16 protein-coding genes are annotated in these 16,896 nt (G+C 63.0%); 8 read left to right on the top strand and 8 right to left on the bottom strand.

The genetic code is table 11. The features are described 5' to 3' along the window. The first annotated feature begins 50 nt into the window (after window positions 1–50). Complete coding sequence (locus BMY06_RS24415) at window positions 51–287, top strand: hypothetical protein (RefSeq protein ID WP_074985776.1); 237 nt, start codon at window positions 51–53, stop codon at window positions 285–287. 218 nt (window positions 288–505) lie between these two features. Beyond that, window positions 506–919 (top strand): putative quinol monooxygenase, encoded by a 414-nt coding sequence (locus tag BMY06_RS24410; RefSeq protein ID WP_074985774.1) that lies wholly within the window; start codon window positions 506–508, stop codon window positions 917–919. Window positions 920–1,031: 112 nt separating this feature from the next. Here the strand turns inward: BMY06_RS24410 and BMY06_RS24405 are convergent, their stop codons facing one another. Then, entirely contained in the window at window positions 1,032–1,994 is a 963-nt protein-coding gene (locus BMY06_RS24405; protein WP_065058960.1) for an alpha/beta fold hydrolase, read from the bottom strand. 298 nt (window positions 1,995–2,292) lie between these two features. Between BMY06_RS24405 and BMY06_RS24400 the strand changes: the two genes are divergently transcribed. From BMY06_RS24400 to BMY06_RS24385, 4 genes are all read left to right on the top strand, one after another. Next, window positions 2,293–3,048: an SDR family NAD(P)-dependent oxidoreductase gene (locus tag BMY06_RS24400; protein WP_074985773.1), complete on the top strand. Its 756-nt coding sequence runs from the start codon at window positions 2,293–2,295 to the stop codon at window positions 3,046–3,048. 335 nt (window positions 3,049–3,383) lie between these two features. After that, complete coding sequence (locus BMY06_RS24395; RefSeq protein ID WP_221224367.1) at window positions 3,384–3,770, top strand: response regulator transcription factor; 387 nt, start codon at window positions 3,384–3,386, stop codon at window positions 3,768–3,770. A 36-nt stretch (window positions 3,771–3,806) separates the two neighbouring features. Further along, the gene (locus BMY06_RS24390) at window positions 3,807–5,696 is read left to right on the top strand and encodes a PAS domain-containing sensor histidine kinase (protein ID WP_080180450.1); all 1,890 of its coding nucleotides are present in this window, start codon (window positions 3,807–3,809) and stop codon (window positions 5,694–5,696) included. Beyond that, window positions 5,689–6,342 (top strand): response regulator transcription factor, encoded by a 654-nt coding sequence (locus tag BMY06_RS24385; protein WP_074985769.1) that lies wholly within the window; start codon window positions 5,689–5,691, stop codon window positions 6,340–6,342. Before BMY06_RS24390 ends, BMY06_RS24385 begins: the two co-directional genes overlap by 8 nt. A 21-nt stretch (window positions 6,343–6,363) precedes the next feature. Here the strand turns inward: BMY06_RS24385 and BMY06_RS24380 are convergent, their stop codons facing one another. Together BMY06_RS24380 and BMY06_RS24375 are read right to left on the bottom strand one after the other, a co-directional pair. Continuing rightward, window positions 6,364–7,782 carry an MFS transporter gene (locus BMY06_RS24380; protein WP_080180449.1) on the bottom strand — a complete coding sequence of 473 codons (1,419 nt, stop codon included), beginning with the start codon at window positions 7,780–7,782 and terminating at the stop codon, window positions 6,364–6,366. 4 nt (window positions 7,783–7,786) lie between these two features. Continuing rightward, a complete protein-coding gene (locus tag BMY06_RS24375) occupies window positions 7,787–9,532 on the bottom strand; it encodes an ATP-binding protein (RefSeq protein WP_074985768.1) in 1,746 nt (581 codons plus the stop codon). Window positions 9,533–10,077: 545 nt separating this feature from the next. Between BMY06_RS24375 and BMY06_RS24370 the strand changes: the two genes are divergently transcribed. Further along, window positions 10,078–10,554, top strand: coding sequence for a nuclear transport factor 2-like protein (locus BMY06_RS24370; protein ID WP_244144399.1), 477 nt, complete (start codon window positions 10,078–10,080; stop codon window positions 10,552–10,554). Between the two features lie 17 nt (window positions 10,555–10,571). After that, window positions 10,572–11,150: a VOC family protein gene (locus BMY06_RS24365; RefSeq protein WP_065058973.1), complete on the top strand. Its 579-nt coding sequence runs from the start codon at window positions 10,572–10,574 to the stop codon at window positions 11,148–11,150. A gap of 125 nt (window positions 11,151–11,275) precedes the next feature. Here the strand turns inward: BMY06_RS24365 and BMY06_RS24360 are convergent, their stop codons facing one another. The 5 genes from BMY06_RS24360 to msrB all read right to left on the bottom strand — a co-directional run bounded on the left by BMY06_RS24360 (window position 11,276) and on the right by msrB (window position 16,836). Beyond that, window positions 11,276–12,151, bottom strand: coding sequence for an alpha/beta fold hydrolase (locus tag BMY06_RS24360; protein ID WP_080180448.1), 876 nt, complete (start codon window positions 12,149–12,151; stop codon window positions 11,276–11,278). A gap of 7 nt (window positions 12,152–12,158) precedes the next feature. Next, on the bottom strand, window positions 12,159–13,418 hold the full coding sequence (locus BMY06_RS24355) for a sensor histidine kinase (protein ID WP_074985765.1): 1,260 nt from the start codon (window positions 13,416–13,418) through the stop codon (window positions 12,159–12,161). Window positions 13,419–13,574: 156 nt separating this feature from the next. Next, a complete protein-coding gene (gene msrA / locus BMY06_RS24350; protein ID WP_074985801.1) occupies window positions 13,575–14,291 on the bottom strand; it encodes a peptide-methionine (S)-S-oxide reductase MsrA in 717 nt (238 codons plus the stop codon). Between the two features lie 69 nt (window positions 14,292–14,360). Further along, entirely contained in the window at window positions 14,361–16,262 is a 1,902-nt protein-coding gene (locus BMY06_RS24345; RefSeq protein ID WP_074985763.1) for a cytochrome c biogenesis protein DipZ, read from the bottom strand. A 40-nt stretch (window positions 16,263–16,302) separates the two neighbouring features. Then, on the bottom strand, window positions 16,303–16,836 hold the full coding sequence (gene msrB / locus BMY06_RS24340; RefSeq protein ID WP_065058972.1) for a peptide-methionine (R)-S-oxide reductase MsrB: 534 nt from the start codon (window positions 16,834–16,836) through the stop codon (window positions 16,303–16,305). Window positions 16,837–16,896: the final 60 nt, after the last annotated feature.

Here is a 16,896-nt window from a genome sequence, read left to right as displayed (position 1 = left end):
AATAGAATTGATTGCAATCCAACGTTGCAGAAATGAAAAGATGAGGGGAAATGGCGAAGCTGCCTGATTTCGAAGGACTGGCGATGTTCGCGAAGATCGCCGAGGAGGGCTCGTTCGCGGCGGCGGCGCGCGTGACATTGCCTGAAGGTGCGCATGGCACGCTGCCGTGCTGCGGAGTCTCTGTAATCGTCGGCGCCCGGTCGCTCGCTTTTGAACCGCTGAGCGCTAAAACCGGAGCACTCGAATCAGGCAGCGCGCTTATCGCTACGCGATACAGAAAGGCTTGAATCGATTTCAGAACGATTAATCGGCTTTCAAAGACTCTCGGTTCGCTCGTCCGTTAATCTAGGTGTCGACAGCAGTCATCGCGCCCACGCCGGCCTGAATTTAAATTGCGGGTTCTTTTATCGGCAGGCATGCGGTGTTGCGAGTATCGAGGCGCGAATTTGAAACTATCGCGCTTGCGCGGTCGCACATTGCGACGGCAAATCAAACAGAGGAAGCAATGAACACGATCGCAAACGCCAGCGCTTACAGCGCGCAATTCCCCGATCATGGCCAATCCGCAGCGGATCACGACAAGAATTTGCCGACCGCCATTATCGTTACGGCCTACTATCGCGTTCACCCGGAAGATCGCCAGATCTTCGTCGATGCGGTCATTCCGGAAATGACCGCGGCGCGGCAGATGCAAGGGTGCATTTACTACGCGTTTGCCCCCGACCTGACCGATCCCAACCTGTTCCATCTCGTGGAAGGGTGGGCCGATCAGGAGGCGTACGAGCGTCACGAGAGCGCGGACACCTTCCTGACTGCCTTGGCGACGGTGGTGAACAACGTACGCATTCTCGACCGCCAGGGCGTTCGTTACGAAGTCGCACGCCAGATCATCGACGACCCGCGGGACAAAGTGTCCTGATGCGGTCTCGCTCTCGCAAGAGCAGCGGCCCGCTTGGCGTGCCGCATAGGAAAACGGCCGCTGTTCTCGCGAACAGCGGCCGTTTTTTCGTGCCTCGCGGCTTCTGGCCGGGTTACTTCTGCACGAACGCCAGCAGATCGGCATTGATCGTGTCGGCGTTCACCGTCAGCATGCCGTGCGGAAAGCCGGGGTAGGTCTTCAGCGTGCCGTTCTTCAGCAGCTTGATGGATTTCAGCGCCGCATCGGCGATCGGCACGATCTGGTCGTCTTCGCCGTGCAGCACGAGGGTCGGCACGGTGATCGCCTTCAGGTCGCCCGTCTGGTCGGTTTCGGAGAACGCCTTGATCCCTTCGTAGTGCGCCTTGGCGCTACCCATCATGCCCTGACGCCACCAGTTCTGGATCACGCCCGGATAGACCTTCGCACCGGCGCGGTTGAAGCCGTAGAACGGGCCGGTCGGCACATCGAGGAAGAACTGCGCGCGGTTTTCGGCGAGCGCCTTGCGGAAGCCGTCGAACACTTCGATCGGCAGACCTTCCGGATTGCTCTCGGTCTTCACCATCAACGGCGGCACCGCGCTGACGAGCACGGCCTTCGCGACGCGTCCCGACGGCTGGCCGAACTTCGCGACATAACGCGCGACTTCGCCGCCGCCGGTCGAGTGACCGATGTGAACCACATTGCGCAGATCGAGCGCTTCGACCACGGCGAACGCGTCCGATGCGTAGTGATCCATGTCGTGGCCGCCGGACACCTGGGCGGAGCGACCGTGACCCCGACGATCGTGAGCGACCACGCGGTAACCCTTCGACAGGAAAAACAGCATCTGCGTATCCCAGTCGTCCGACGAAAGCGGCCAGCCGTGATGGAACATGATCGGTTGAGCGTCCTTCGGACCCCAATCCTTGTAATAGATCAGCGTGCCGTCTTTGGCGCGCACGAAGCTTTCGTCGTGGCCGTGTCCGCCATGCTCGTTCGACGCACCCTTGCCGCTCGCCGAAGCGGCGGCCGCGCTGACCGGCGCGCTGGCTGCAGCGGCAACCGCGCCGGCTACGCCGACCGTCGCGGTCAGCATCTTGCGTCGGGAAACTTTTGCCCCGTCGATCGCAGTTTCGATATTCACGTTTTTCTCCGTTTGCCGTGTGGATGTAAAGGGCTGACCATGCATCCCAAACCCTGGCGAGGACGTTACCGAACCGGTTACGCGCTGTCCTGATCGCCGTATTAAAAGTTCTTAATTCTTGTGGGCAGGCTGGCCGGGTTTTATGGATCTCACCGCGACGGCGGCTTTAAGAAAGCTTAACGGGCGATCAGGACTTTCAGGCTCGAGATCTCTATCGTTGCCAGCATCGACATTCACTCGAGGAGGCAACATGAGCAGCAAGCTGAACGGAAAAGTCGCATTGGTCACGGGCGGTACGACGGGTATCGGGCTCGCGGCGGCGAAGGATCTGGCCAATGCCGGCGCAGTGGTCTACATCACGGGCCGTCGTCAGGCCGAACTCGACAAGGCGGTGGCGGAAATCGGCCAGAACGCACGCGGCGTGCGAGGCGACGTCACGCAGATGTCGGACCTCGACGCGCTCTACGCACAAATTCGCAGCGAAACGGGCAAGCTGGATGTGCTGTTCGCCAACGCCGGCGGCGGCACGATGGCGCCGCTGGGCGACATCTCCGAACAGCATGTCGACGACACGTTCAACCGCAATGTGCGCGCGCTCGTCTTCACGGTGCAAAAAGCGCTGCCGCTGATGCCGAAGGGCGCGTCGATCGTGCTGACGGGGTCCACCGCCGGTTCGAAGGGAACGCCGGCGTTCAGCATCTACAGCGCGTCGAAAGCCGCGGTGCGCGCGCTGGCGCGAAGCTGGGTCTATGACCTCAAGGAGCGCGGCATTCGCGTGAATGTCGTCGCGCCGGGGCCGATCCGCACCGGTGGGCTCGCCGAACTCGGCGGGACCAGCAAGGAAGCGCAGGACGGCCTGCTCGCCTACATGGCTTCGCAGGTGCCGATGGGCCGTCTGGGCGAGGCGTCGGAAGTGGCCAGGGTCGTGACCTTTCTGGCCTCCGACGATTCGAGCTTCGTCAACGGCGCCGAAGTGTTCGCCGACGGCGGTATCGCGCAGGTCTGAACGCGCCTGATCGAAAACGCGGCTGGCGGCGTGCGCGGATTGTGCTGATTGCGCTGATTGTGCCGAGCTCGCCGCCGGTTCGCGTGGACCAGGTCAGTTCGGGAAAACGGAAGAAGCCGGAGACAATTGTGCGGGCAACCACAGCAGTAAGCGTTGCCTGGACCGGGCGCGCGCCTCGACGGGGCGCGAGGAAATCATACTTTTAGCTGGTTTCCGACTTGGGGCGCCTACAGTACCATACGACCTGACTTGCCGACTCGGGGCGTGTGCCGTTCCGCCGTCTTCAACCAGAAAAGACCAAGGACCCCCCCAGCGTGTCTGCTCATCATGTCGTTTTGATCGTCGAGGACGATGCATCCGTCCGGGAGGCCACGCGCAGCCTCGTTCGCTCGCTCGGCTGGGAGGTCCGTACCCATGCGTCGGCGGAAGAGTTTTTGCGTGTCGAAACGCTGGAGGACGTGGCATGTATCATTTCCGACGTCCAGATGCCGGGCCTGTCGGGCATCGAGATGTATCGCCGCCTGCTCGAACGCGGTACGCCGCCGCCGATCATTTTCATCACTGCGTTCGCCTCCGGCTTGCTGTTGCGGCAAGCGCGTGAAGTCGGCGCGTTGTGCGTATTCAGCAAACCGGTCGATGCCGCGCAGATCGGCGAGCGCCTGGACGCCATTCGCGCCGCCGGCGCAGAAGGGCGCCAGCAGAGCCGCCCCGACGGCGTCTGAGTGTCACGGGCTCGTCCCATTCTTTCGCTGATCCGCATGACACCACCGCCAACCCAAGACAGCAATCGATGGCTCGAAGCCGGAGCGGGCGGCGGCCCGCTGGGCAACGTCCGCATCGTCTATGCGCTTGCCTTGATGGTGGGGCTCGGCGTATTCATGGTCGACGCTTTCGCGCCGCTGAATATTGCGGTCGCGGTGCTGTACGTCGTGGTCGTGTTGCTGGTGTCGTCCGTTGCGTCGACTAGCGTCACCGTCGCGGTGGCGTGGTTGTGCGTGGCAATGACCATGCTCGGATTCCTGATTTCGCAAAACGATCCGGTCGCGCCCAGTTCGATCGCGCGCTGCGCAGTGAGCCTGAGCGCGTTGATCGCCGTGTCGATTCTGGCGGTGCGCAATCAGGGCGTGCACGCCACGCTGCGCCATCACGTCGATTTGCTCAACCTCACGCACGATGCCGTCGTCGTCTACGGGCTCGATGATCGCATCACATTCTGGAGTCACGGTGCCGAGCGCCTGTACGGATGGCGCGCGGCGGAAGCGCTCGGTCGGCGCCTGCACGAACTCACCGCGACGCAAGGCGCCGTCGCCGACAGCGAAATCCACCAGCAGACCCTCAAGAGCGGTCACTGGCATGGTGAACTCAAGCGCGTGCGCAAGGATGGCGCGACCGTTCGGGTGGCGAGCCGCGTGATGCTGTCGCGCGACCGCTGGGGCCGCCCCGTCGGCATACTCTCGACCGACGACGACATCACGGAAACGCGCCGCATGGAGGTCGAATTGCGCGAGCAGAAGGAAGAACTGCTCGCGACGCTGGACGCGATCCCCGCCATGGTTTGGAGTTCGTTCGACGACGGCCGGCCGACTTACGTGAATCAGCGCTGGAGCGAATACGGCATCGACACCCGTTGCGAAGGCGATGTGTGGCCCGACATTCTGCATCCGGACGACCTTGCCGACGTCCAGTCAGCGTGGGGCGAGGCGATCGAGCGGGGCAGCCATTTCGAGCGCACCGCCCGCATCCGGCACCGGGACGGCAGTTATCGATGGACCGTCATCGCGTCGGCGCCGCTGCGTGGCGCCGACGGGCGCGCCAAGGCGTGGTATGGCGTCAATACCGACATCGATGCATTGCGCAAAGCCGAGCAGGCGCTCGACCGTTCGCGTAACGAGCTCGCGCATACGACCCGTGTCTCGATGCTCGGCGAACTGGCGGCGTCGATCGCTCACGAGGTGACGCAGCCGCTGGCTGCGATCGTCACGGCCGGCGAGGCCGGGCTGCGATGGCTCAATCGCCATCCGCCGGAACTGGCCGAAGTGCGCGCGTCGATTGAGCAAAGCACAAGCGACGCGAGGCGCGCCACCGAAGTCATTCGCCGGATTCGCACGATGGCCAGGAAGCGCGACGCGGATATCACCGATGTCGACGTCAATGGGATCATCGAGGAATCGGTCGAGCTTGTGCGCCGCGAAGTGAGCAGCCACGGTGTCGAGATGTCGGTGATGCTCGCGGACATGCCGCTCGTCGTGTGCGGCGATCGCGTGCAACTTCAGCAGGTGGTGATCAATCTGCTGATGAATGGCGTGCAGGCGATGGCCAATATTTCCGATGGCGCGAAGCTGACGGTCATCACGGTGCGCTGCGAAGGGGCGGCCCGGGTGCAGATCGACGACACCGGTCACGGCATCAGCGAGGCCGACGCAAAAATGCTCTTTACGCCGTTCTTCACGACGCGCAAGGACGGCATGGGCATGGGACTGTCGATCTGCCGTTCGATCGTCGAAGCTCACGGCGGACGAGTCTGGGCCGAAAATAACAAAAGAAGGGGGGCGCGGATGCAGTTCACATTACCGCTCGCGCAGCGCGCGATGCAACAACCGACAGAGAATCCGGTGCTCGCAATTTCTGGGGATACAACCGATGAATGATGAATACACCGCTGCGCAACCGCTCGCGCAGTCGCTCGTTTATGTCGTCGACGACCACGACTCGATGCGTGCGGCCATTAGCACGCTGTTGCGCTCGGTCGATCTTAACGTGCAGGCATTCGCGTCGGCACAGGAGTTCCTGGCACTCGAGAAGCCCGATGTGCCCAGTTGCCTGATTCTCGACGTGCGTCTCAAGGGGCAAAGCGGGCTCGCGGTCCAGGATCAGATCGTTGCCGGCGCATCGGGCCTGCCGATTATCTTTATCACCGCGTATGGCGACATCGCCATGTCGGTGAAGGCGATGAAGAACGGCGCTTCCGATTTCCTCGCCAAGCCGTTTCGCGACCAGGACCTGCTCGATGCCGTCTCGAACGCGTTGCTGAAAGACCGCGAGCGCCGCGCCGCGGACGGCGAGGTGGCCGAATTGCGCAACCGCTACGCGGCGTTGACGCCGCGCGAGCGCGAAGTGATGGCGTTCGTGACGGGCGGGCTGATGAACAAGCAGATCGCCGCGAAGATGGACGTCAGCGAGATCACGGTAAAGATCCATCGCAAGCATGCAATGGTGAAGATGAATGCGAGCTCGCTGGCCGATCTCGTGTTGAAGGCGCAGGCGCTCGGCATTAGTGCGCCAATGACGCGTTGAATGCGCGCTGACGCCTCGCCTTCACGGATCGACTCGGCACTTCGGTAAAAGCAGTGTCAGCAGCATGCCGAGCAGCAAGCAGCCGCTGATCGCCACGACCGGCAGAAGCAGGCCGCCGGAACTCTGCTTCAAATGGCCGACCATGTACGGTCCGAAAAAGCCGCCGAGATTGCCGATTGCGCTGATCCACGCGATCCCGGTCGCTGCCGCAGCGGGGCTGAACACCGCGGTCGGCATGCTCCAGAATACCGGCGGCATCGACAGCAGGCACGCGTTTGCGATGCAGAGCCCCAATACGGACAGGTACAGGTGCTGGTGCAACAGCGCCGACATCGTCAAACCGAGCGCGGTGATCAACATCAGCACGGCCAGGTGAAGGCGCCGCTCGCGGAGCCGATCGACGCTGCGTCCGACCGCGATCATCACGCCGATGGCCACGACGTTGGGGAGCGCCGCGACCAGGCCGACCTTGAAATCGCCGCTCACGCCGAGCGACTGGATGATGGTCGGCGCCCACAGCGTGTATCCGTAGATGGCAAACACAACCACGAAATAGATCGCGCAGAATGCCCACACGAGCCCATTGGTGTAGATCGCATCGGGTGGGAACGAGGGCGCGGCCGGATTGTGGCGGAGTGCGCTCGCGAGCTGCGCGCGGTCTGCGGGCGCGTTGCGCTGGCTCAGCGTCACATCGTCGTCCAGCCGCATCCAGCAGAACAGCGCGGCGAGAAAGGCCGGCACCGACTCGACGATCAGCATCCACTTCCAGCCGGCGATCTGCATCACACCGTCGAGGTGTTGCATGATAAAACCGGCCAGCGGCGCACCGATGACGCCCGAGAGCGGCAGCGCGACATAGAAGATCGACAGCACGCGCGCGCGGTGATAGCTCGGGAACGACTGCGAGATGTAGTAGACGATGCCAGGCACGAGCCCCGCTTCGGCGATACCCAGCAGATAGCGCATCACGTAGAACTGCTTCGGCGTGGCGATCAGCGCCGTGAGCGCAATCACGACGCCCCACGAGACGATGATGCGTGTAAGCCAGCGGCGCGCGCCGACGTACTGAAGAATCATGTTGCTGGGCACTTCGAATACGACGTAGCCGAGCGAAAAGGCGCCCGCGCCGAAGCCGAATACCGCATCGGAAAAACCGAGCTGGCCATTCAGTTGTAGTGCCGCGAAACTGACGTTGACGCGATCGATGTACGCGGCGAGGTACGTGAAGACAAGTACCGGCAGGGTTTGCCACGCAAGGCGGCGGCAGATGCGCCATTCGGCGCTGGCGGCGTCGGTGGTGGGCGCGCAGGCTTCGGGGTGTGTTTGCGCTTGTGCGTACTCTTGTGCCGAACTCACGTGCAGTTCCACGTTGCTCTCCCCAAGGTATGCGGACGGTGTGGCGTCGATGCCGGTGCCTGTCCACGCCGTGGTGATTGCCATGGGATCAGGAGCGTTCTCGTTGTGTGCGTCGCTTGCCCTGCGCGAGACAGAACACGCTCGGCACACGGCAGCTTGCGGCGATTTTCGCACGTCCGTCGCAGGTTCGCTGATGCAGGTGATTTGCCGGCTCGCGCGCGACTCGGCGGTCGCGTCGTGGCGGCGACGCGCCGTGCACGGGCGACTTTCCTGGGCGTAACGGGACAACCGGAACGGCGACATCCGCGTGGGCGATTGCGGTGTGGGCGATTGCTGGGTGGTCGGTAAACGAACGGGAGGCGCAAACCGGCGGCGTGTGCAACGAATCGATTGCCGCTTCCTCGCGCGGACGCGGTGCGAACTCGATCACGATGGCAGCGTCTTCTGCCTGACTGGCTTCGCCTGGTTGCGAAACCCCGGCCACCGGCAAGCTGTGCATAAATGCTCGCAAAGTATGCGGCAGACGATAGCGCCGTCCGTTGAGATGCGATGTCGTTTCAACTTCGACGAGCGACTTCGAAACCAGCGACGCCAACGCGTCCAGCATTTGTTCGTTGTCGAGCGCGCCGTGTCCGGCGATCGCGCAAGCCGTTTCGATCGTAAAGCTGTCGGGCAGCGCTGCGAGCCGGGAGAGCGCGCTGCGTTCTTGCGCGGCGAGTCGCGCGCAGCTCCACGCATAAGCCGCTGCCAGCGAGCGATGGCGCGCGGGCGCGTCGCGTCTCGCATTGCCGAGAACCAGCCATTGCTCATCGGTCAGTTCAAGCATGCCTAATGGTCCCAGCGTGGCGGCGCGCGCAGCCGCCACTTCGAGTGCGAGCGGATTGCCGCCGACGCGCCTGCATAGCGACGCGACGACATTGAGCAGGTTCTGTCCGTGTTCGCCCGTTTGCCGCGCGCCGTCTCCGATCGTCTCCTGTAGCGTCTCTTGCAGACGCTGCATGAAAAGGCGCACGGCCGGTGCGCCGGCCACGTCGGCGTCGCTTCCTGCGGCGTCGGGGGTGCCGAGGGGCGGCACCCGCCACGTCCGTTCGGCGGAGATCTGGAGCGGCTCGCGGCTGGTCGCGACGAGGTGAATCCGTGTGCCGAACGTCGACAACGTCTGACAAAGGGACGCGACTTCATCGATGAATCGATCGCAGCCATCGAACACGATGAGCGCGGGGCGCTGCGCGACAGTGGCGACGATCGCCGCTCGGTCGTGCGGCAAGGGCAGTCCGAATGCCGTGGCGAGCGCGCCCACCACCGAGGTCCCGGGCGCCGCGTCGGCCAGATCGATGAAGAAAGTTCGCATATCGCCGGTGCTCGCGCGCTCACGCACGAGTTCGCGCGCGAGACTGCTTTTGCCGATGCCTGGCGCACCGACCAGCGTCAACAGCGCCTCGCTGTCGACAAGCGCGTGCAGTTCCGCAAGCTCGCGTTCGCGGCCGACCAGCGCATGGGGCGCCGTGAGTCCGGGAGACGCGGTGCGTGGCTCGCGCTCGCGCGGTTCAGGCGGCGTCAGGCGATAGCCGCGCCCGGAATCTGTGCGAATCCATCCGTGCTTGCCGCCGAAAAGCTTGCGCAATTCGCAGACATGGACGTGGATATTATTGTCGACGACAAAAGTCCGCGGCCAGACGACGCGCATGATTTCGTCCTTGGTGACGAGACGCCCGCGAGCGTTGATTAACAGTTCAAGGATGTCGAACGCGCGCGTGCTGAGCGAATGCCGCTGGCCGCCGAGGAACACCTCGCGGCTTTCAAGACAGACGCGGACCCGGTCGAACGTGTACATGTTCGGCTCACTAGCGGTTAAGTCGTTGGAGTGTCGTTTGTGTCGCTGTTCGACGATTGCCGGGCGTTAAAAAGCGGCAATGGTCGATTGACTGTACCGATGCTATTTCCTCAAGGTGAATGGGTCCATAGTCCTTAAGTGTTAAATGCACTCAGGATGCGCCGGTGAGCCCACGGCCGGCGCGCGCGGCGCGTGGTGAAGCGTTGCAATTCTGGCCAGCCATCCTTGCATTTCGCGACGGAAATCCTGGGGAATCGCCGCTTTCATTGCATGGCTGGCGTTATACAAAAGTATAAGTAGACGTTGCTCCAGCGAATTGCCTGATTAATTGCTCACGTGCGTTTAAGCATCGTTGAAACACGCCAGGCTTATGCGTCCCACGATCTGGACATTTAAAACCCGGGCGATTGGTGCGTCGACCGTGAACATACGCAGTGCCGAGCGACGCAGTCGACGCTTAAGAACAATTAATCCGCCAGCAAGGACTGCGTGGCGCTGCATCGGTAATCTCGCTTCCGTTTGAAAAGAAGAGAACCGATCGAGCTATGCAAAACATGATTCGCCGGGTTGTTTTTATCACGGCTCTTATGGCGCCGGGCGCTACGTTTTACGTGGCACCCTGCGCCGCACACTCAGAGGAAACGACGCGTATGGAAGCCAGCGATCAAGACGCCCGTGACGCGCAGCATCTGATTGATCTGCACTTCGAGATCTGGAACGACCCCAATCCCACCAGCCGTGCCGCGAAGTTTCCGCTGGTGTATTCGCACCATTTCTTCGTCGCCGACGAATCCGGCGTGGCAACCGGCTATGAAGCGGTTGGCCGCTTGATCGAACAGTTGCGAGGCAGCCACGAGGGTTTTGTGTTCACGCCCGACCCGATCGCGTGGAATCACGGCCTGGGCCGGGTCACCTGGGGTTACGGTCCGCGCGACAACCCGAATCTGGTGCGCGGCGAAGACATTTTCACCATCAAGGACGGCAAGCTCGCGAGCGCGCGCGTCTTTCTCAATCGCAAATGAAAGAAGGAAAAGGCATCATGAAGAAGTTCATCCCCAATGTTCTGGCCGCACTGGCTCTGCTAGGCGGGGCAGGCGCGCATGCCGCCGGGGTGAAAGCGGTCGGTGTCGATCACGTGGGCGTCAGCGTGCCGGATCTCGCGCAAGCCGAGGCGTTTTTCTCCGACACGTTCGGCTGTGTGCCGGTTACGCACATTGGACCGTTCGATCTGACCCATATGTCGGGTGGCTTCGTGCCGCGCGCCGATAGCGTCGACATTGCCATGATCCGCTGTGGCACAGGCTCCAATATCGAGCTGTTCCAGTATCGCAACTCAAAGGGCAGCAATGAGATGCCGAAGGCGGAAGATATCGGCGCATCGCATATTGCGTTTTATACCGACGATATCGCGGGCGCGGTCGCCTATCTGAAGTCGCGGGGCATCACCGTGCTGGGCGATCCGGTCACGATGTCCTCGGGCGATACGGAAGGCGAAACGTGGGTGCACTTTCGCTCGCCGTGGGGATCGGAACTGGAACTGGTTAGCTATCCGCATGGAAAAGGCTACGAGAAACACGCGAAGATCAAGCTGTGGAATCCGTCCAGACCCACGGAATAATGTGGCGCGGCCTTCGTTGATCCCGGCGGCGCGCGTTTGAATGTCCGCGCTGTGCGCCGTCTGGCTGGCGCATCCATTGAATCGGGTGCGCCAGCGGTCACCGTGTGGCCGTCGGATCTGGCGGCTCAGTTCCAGTCTGCTGTGACGTCGTCGAGCCAGGCCGCGATGGCATGATTCACCTCGTCCTTGCGGTCCTGCATGATCCAATGTCCGGTATCGGACCACGCCTCGACTTTGGACTTGGGATGTGCAAACCAGGCGCGCATGAGTTCGGCTTGCTCCGCATCGCGGCTCAGGTGATAGACGGGCGTGGTGAGGCTTCGGCAGAACGCCGCGCTCGCTTCTCCCATGCCGATCTGATCGTCACCGAAATAAAGCGGTCCAAACGAATCGCGAACGACATGCAAGGGCATGCCTCGCACGCGCCGCGCGTGCCAGCACTTCAGTGCCGGGTCGGTGTCGCGATCGTAGAGGAGCGTGAACAGCGCCGGCGCCAACTCGCGGGCGTCACCCGTTTCCAGATCGTGCGTGGTCTTTGCAAGGAAATCGGCGGCAGCATTCGATACACCGAGTGATCCGTCCACCGAGACAACCGCGCCGACGAGATCCGGGCGTTGTGCGGCAAGCCGCGCGGCGACCTGCGCGCCCATCGAGTGCCCGACGAGCACGAATCGTTGGCCCGGGTAATGCGTCGTCATGAAGGCTTCGAGGTCCGCGACGTAGTGCGAGGGCGCATACGTGCCTGGCGGCGTCACCTCCGATCGGCCATGCCCGCGCAAGTCGACTGCGATCACGCGATACCGGGTTTCGAAGTACGGCAACTGCCACATCCAGTCATGGGAGTCGCACGTCCAGCCATGAATGAACATGACGCAGACGCCGCTGCCGGTTTCGGTTGCGAAAAGCGTCGCGGGAGAATGCATGAGTCTGTGAGGCCTTGCGTCGTGCGCTGGGTCGGTCGCCCGCGGCGCATCGAGTGATGAATGGACTGCTTTCGTCATCCAGGGTTTATCGATGGGTGCCGTCGACGGCCGTCGTGGGGACCGTGAAACGGAAGCACGTGCCGGCGGCCGTGGAGCTTTCGACCCAGATACGGCCGCCGTGCGCGTCGATGATCGACCGGGCCACTGCGAGGCCCATGCCCATGCCGTCGACTTTGGTCGTGAAGAACGGTTGAAATAGCGAGTCCAGCGTCTCGCTGCTCATGCCCGAGCCCGAATCGCAGACTTCGAATAGCGTTTCACCGTTGTCAATGCGCCGGACCGATAGCGACAAGGCTCGAATGGTCGAACGGCTCGAATCGATTGCGTGAATGCCATTCAACAGAAGATTGGCCAGCACCTGCTGAATCTGAACGGGATCGGCGAAAATGGTGGCGTCGTCGGCAATTCGCCGTGCAACGGTAATCTCCTTTGCATTGGCTTCTGGCGAAACGAGAAAAAGCGCGGCATCTATTGCCTGGCTGGCGGGCGCGCAGATGGATTGCACGGGAACCTTGCCAAGAAATCCGCGCATTTTCCGGCAGATATCGGTAGCATCGCGCGCCCAGCGCGCCGCATTCTGAATCGACGAGAAAGCCTCTTCGACGTCCGGTATGTCGCGAGTCAGCCAACGGGCAGCGGCATCCGCATAGGTACTGGCGGCCGAGAGCGGTTGAGTGATCTCGTGCAGTATCGATGCCGAAAGTTCGCCGAATAAGGACACGCGTGCAGCACGCGCCATCTCTGCGCGGAGTGCCTGCAATCGATCGTTGTTTTCCTTTTGCTCCGTCACATCGAAAGCATAAAAGCAGAGCCGCCGATAACCTTCTGCGTCGCGGGGCAGCGAGCAGCGCCAGACGATTGGCACCTCCTTGCCCTTGAAGGTGACGAGCGTGCGCTCGCCTTGACATGCCGAACTGCCGTCGAGCATCGCCCGATAGACGACAATGTTGCTTTCTCGATTCGCTGGCAGCAGCTTCCGGGCGGCGTCGAAAAAGCCCTCTTTTGAACTGGCCTCGAACAGCTCCAGCACGGCGTGGTTTGCCTCAACGAACGAATGGAGTCCCCGCAACTCGTCGATCGCGTGGGGGTGGGCATCGAAATAGTCGTCGAGATTCGTGACACCCTGGTCGCGTATCGCCTGGATCGCCAGGTAGACGCGATACCAGTCCTCCACCATGATCGGAATAGGCGCCGACAGGAACAGGTCATTGTGGGCGAAGTCCGGCGCCTGGCTGTGCGGTCCGCCGTGCGCGGCGGATTCAGCAACGAAAGGGAACGCCTGCATGCTACGTCAGAGACATAGGTTAATCGTCGAGAGTGATAGTTAGCCTGGCGCAATGGAGAACGCGTTGTGTCCTCAACACACGGGTGACTATACATTAAAAAGTATTGGTTAATCGCCGCTTCACTAATCCGGAATCTCTCCGCTTTACCCGCGCGGCTATGACGGGGAGTGTGCGGCGGCCTGAAACAGAACCGGCTGGGTTCGATAAAGCGTGGGGAACAGATTCTTCAGTGCATTGACCTTCGGCATGTCGTTAATCGCGATATAGGGGTAATCGGGATGAAGAGCGAGAAAGTTCTGGTGGTAATCCTCGGCGGTATAAAAGCCCTTGAAGGTCTCGATGCGCGTCACAATCGGGCTCGAAAAAACATGTGCGCCCAGTAATTGCGCGATATAGGCTTGCGCCACGTTGCGTTGTTGCGGATTCGTCGGGAAGATCGCCGAGCGATACTGGCTGCCGTGGTCCGGGCCCTGATAGTCGAGTTCGGTCGGATCGTGGGCGACCGAAAAGAACACCTGCAGAATCCTGCCGTAGCTGATCACGGTGGGGTCGAAAGTAATCCGCACCGATTCTGCGTGGCCGGTATCGCCGTCGCTGACGCGTTCGTATTGGGCCGTATCGGCCGCGCCGCCGGTGTAACCGGACGCCACCTGCGTGACGCCGCGCACATGTTCGAACACGCCCTGGACGCCCCAGAAGCAGCCTCCCGCCACGACGGCGGTTTCCGGGTGAACGCCATTCGGATGCTCGTCCTGAACCGGTGCGGGAATCGAGACGGCACGTTCGTCCGAATGGGCGCTGCGCTGCCAGAGCGCGACGGCAAGCAATGCGATAGCCGCGGCGCCGTAACGGGCGAATCGGGTGGAGTGCATGAAAAGCGGTTTCACGATGTCATCCTTGCCGGCGCGAAGCGCGCCCGGCGAACGTGGTGGGTTGGGCGATTAACCGAAAGTGAATGCGAAGGCCTGCACGCCCGGATCGAGAAACTGGATCGCAAAGGTGTGATCGGCCACGTCGCCGGGTTGGCGGACGAGCTGATAGAGACGCTGCTGCGTAATCACGCCGGCGCCGTCCGGCGCAACGTCGCTGCCGTGTGCGTGCTCCGGCGCCTTGCCGTCCACTGTCACGCGAAAGCGCACGGGTTTGCCGTCAGGCCCGGGGCCCAGCACCAGATGAAGGTCTCGCGCGTGGAAGCGGTAGACGATTTCGCCGCCCGGCGTTGCCAGCGTGGCGTGCTCCGCGCCGACGCTCCATTCGCCCGCGAGTCCCCAGTGGTTGAGCTCGGGATGCGAGGGCGCGCGATAGTCGCGGGCCCGGTCCTGGGCGAAGCCGCCCGGCGACGCGAAGCCTTCGGCACGCTCGAAGCCGATATAGGTTTCCGGCGAACGCATATCCGCATTGTCGGCTTGCATCTGCACGCCGCGCTCCGCGGCGCCGCCCAGACCGATCGGCACATTTATGGCCTCGGGGTGGCCCGCTTCCACGAGCAGTTGCTGAATGACGCGCTCGGACTGGTCATAGTCGCCTTCACCGAAATGCTGGTAGCGAATCCGTCCCTGGGCATCGGCGAAATAATGGGCCGGCCAGTACTGGTTGTCGAACGCGCGCCAGATCGCGTAGCGGTTGTCGATCGCCACCGGATAGTCGACGCCGAGGTCGTGCACGGCCTTGCGCACGTTGTCGATGTTGCGTTCGAAGGCAAATTCGGGCGCATGCACGCCAATCACGACGAGCCCCAGATCGCGATACTTGCCGGCCCACGCCTTGACGTACGGCAGCGAGCGCAGGCAGTTGATACACGAGTACGTCCAGAAGTCGACGATCACTACCTTGCCGCGCAAGGCCTGGGCCGTCAGCGGCGGCGAATTCAGCCATTGGACGGCGCCGTCGAGCGGCGGCAACTGGCCGAGCACCGGCAGTGTCGTCGTCGCCGGGCGCAGGGCGTCGGTGGCGCGCATCATCGCGCCGCCGTTGGCCGCCATCGCGCCTGCCGCCATCGTGTTTTCGCTATCCGCGCGCCCGGTCGGCGTATTCGTGGTCTGCGCGGTCTGGGTGGTCTGTGCGCCAATCGACGATTCCGACGAATTGACCGCGCCGCTCATCGCCATCGCGCCGTGTTTCGACGGTGCGAAGGTATCGACGAGATGCTGCTCCAGTCCGCCGGTCGCGACCGTCGAAATGCGTGTGAGGACGCCCGTGTCCAGCCCGAGCGCCACGGCGGCGACGCCGGCGAGCATCGCCACGCCAATCCCGCGCCGGATCCATTCGCCCGCGCCCAGCGAGCGCTTCATGGCGGCGAAGACCCGTCCGCCCAGCAGCAGCGCGACGGCCAGCGACGTCGCGGCGCCGGCCGCATAGGCCAGCAACAGCAGAGTCGTGCCGATGCTTGCGCCTTGCAGCGCGGCGCCGGTCAGGATCAGGCCGAGAATCGGGCCCGCGCAGGGCGCCCACAACAGCCCCGTCGCGATGCCGAGCAGGAACGAGGCGCCGACGCCGGGCGCGCGCGCCTGCTGCGTCGTTTCGGTCAGCCGGTTGCCGACGTTCACGAGCGGCTGCATGATGCGCCCGGCGAGGCGCGGACTCAGCAGCGTGATGCCGAAGACGGCCAGCAGCACGATCGCGAGCCAGCGGCCATATTCATTGGCCTGGGCGACCCAACCGCCGCCCACGGCGGCGAGCGTGGCGACCGCCGCGAAGGTCGCGGCCATGCCGCCGAGCAGCGGCAGGCCGGAACGCACGAAGGGTTGATCGGCGCGGGCGAACACGAAGGGCAGCACGGGCAGGATGCAGGGGCTCAGGATGGTGAGCACGCCGCCGAGATACGCCAGGGTGATGAGTAACATGATGGTGTTGGAAGAAGCGATAGCGGATCGATCGACGCGCTCAGGCCGCGTGGGGCGTGAAGGTCATGGCGACGCCGTTCATGCAGTAGCGCAGGCCGGTCGGCTTCGGGCCGTCGTCGAAAACGTGCCCGAGATGGCCGCCACAACGACTGCACAGCACTTCGGTGCGGGCCATGCCGAACGAGAGATCCTCGCGCTCGATCACGGCGTGCGGCAGCGGCGCGTAAAAACTCGGCCAGCCGGTGCCGCTGTCGAATTTCGTGCTCGAGGCGAACAGGTTCGCCGCGCAACCCGCGCACGCGAACGTGCCGTTGCGGTGCTCGTGATTGAGCGGACTGGTGAAGGCGCGCTCCGTCCCCGCATTGCGCAGCACCTCGTATTGGGCGGGCGTGAGGCGCTTGCGCCATTCGGCTTCGGTATGCTCCACGGCGAAATGCCCGGCGGCGCCGGACGCCGCACGCATGGCCATCGCGCCGCCGGCGGGCTGCGCGGCCTTCGCGCGCCATTGACCGAGCGCGGCCATGACGGCGAGCGCGCCGCCGCCGGATAGCAACAGGCGTCTACGAGTATTCATGAGGTTCTCCGTGTTCGTTACACGAAGCATAGGTAGCCGCCGATCTCGAAGTCCTCACGA

It is taken from the genome of Paraburkholderia tropica, from assembly GCF_900109265.1.
Taxonomy (GTDB): Bacteria; Pseudomonadota; Gammaproteobacteria; order Burkholderiales; family Burkholderiaceae; genus Paraburkholderia; species Paraburkholderia tropica.
The sequence above is the reverse complement of the archived record's forward strand: the minus strand, read 5'-3'. Positions and strand labels throughout refer to the sequence as shown.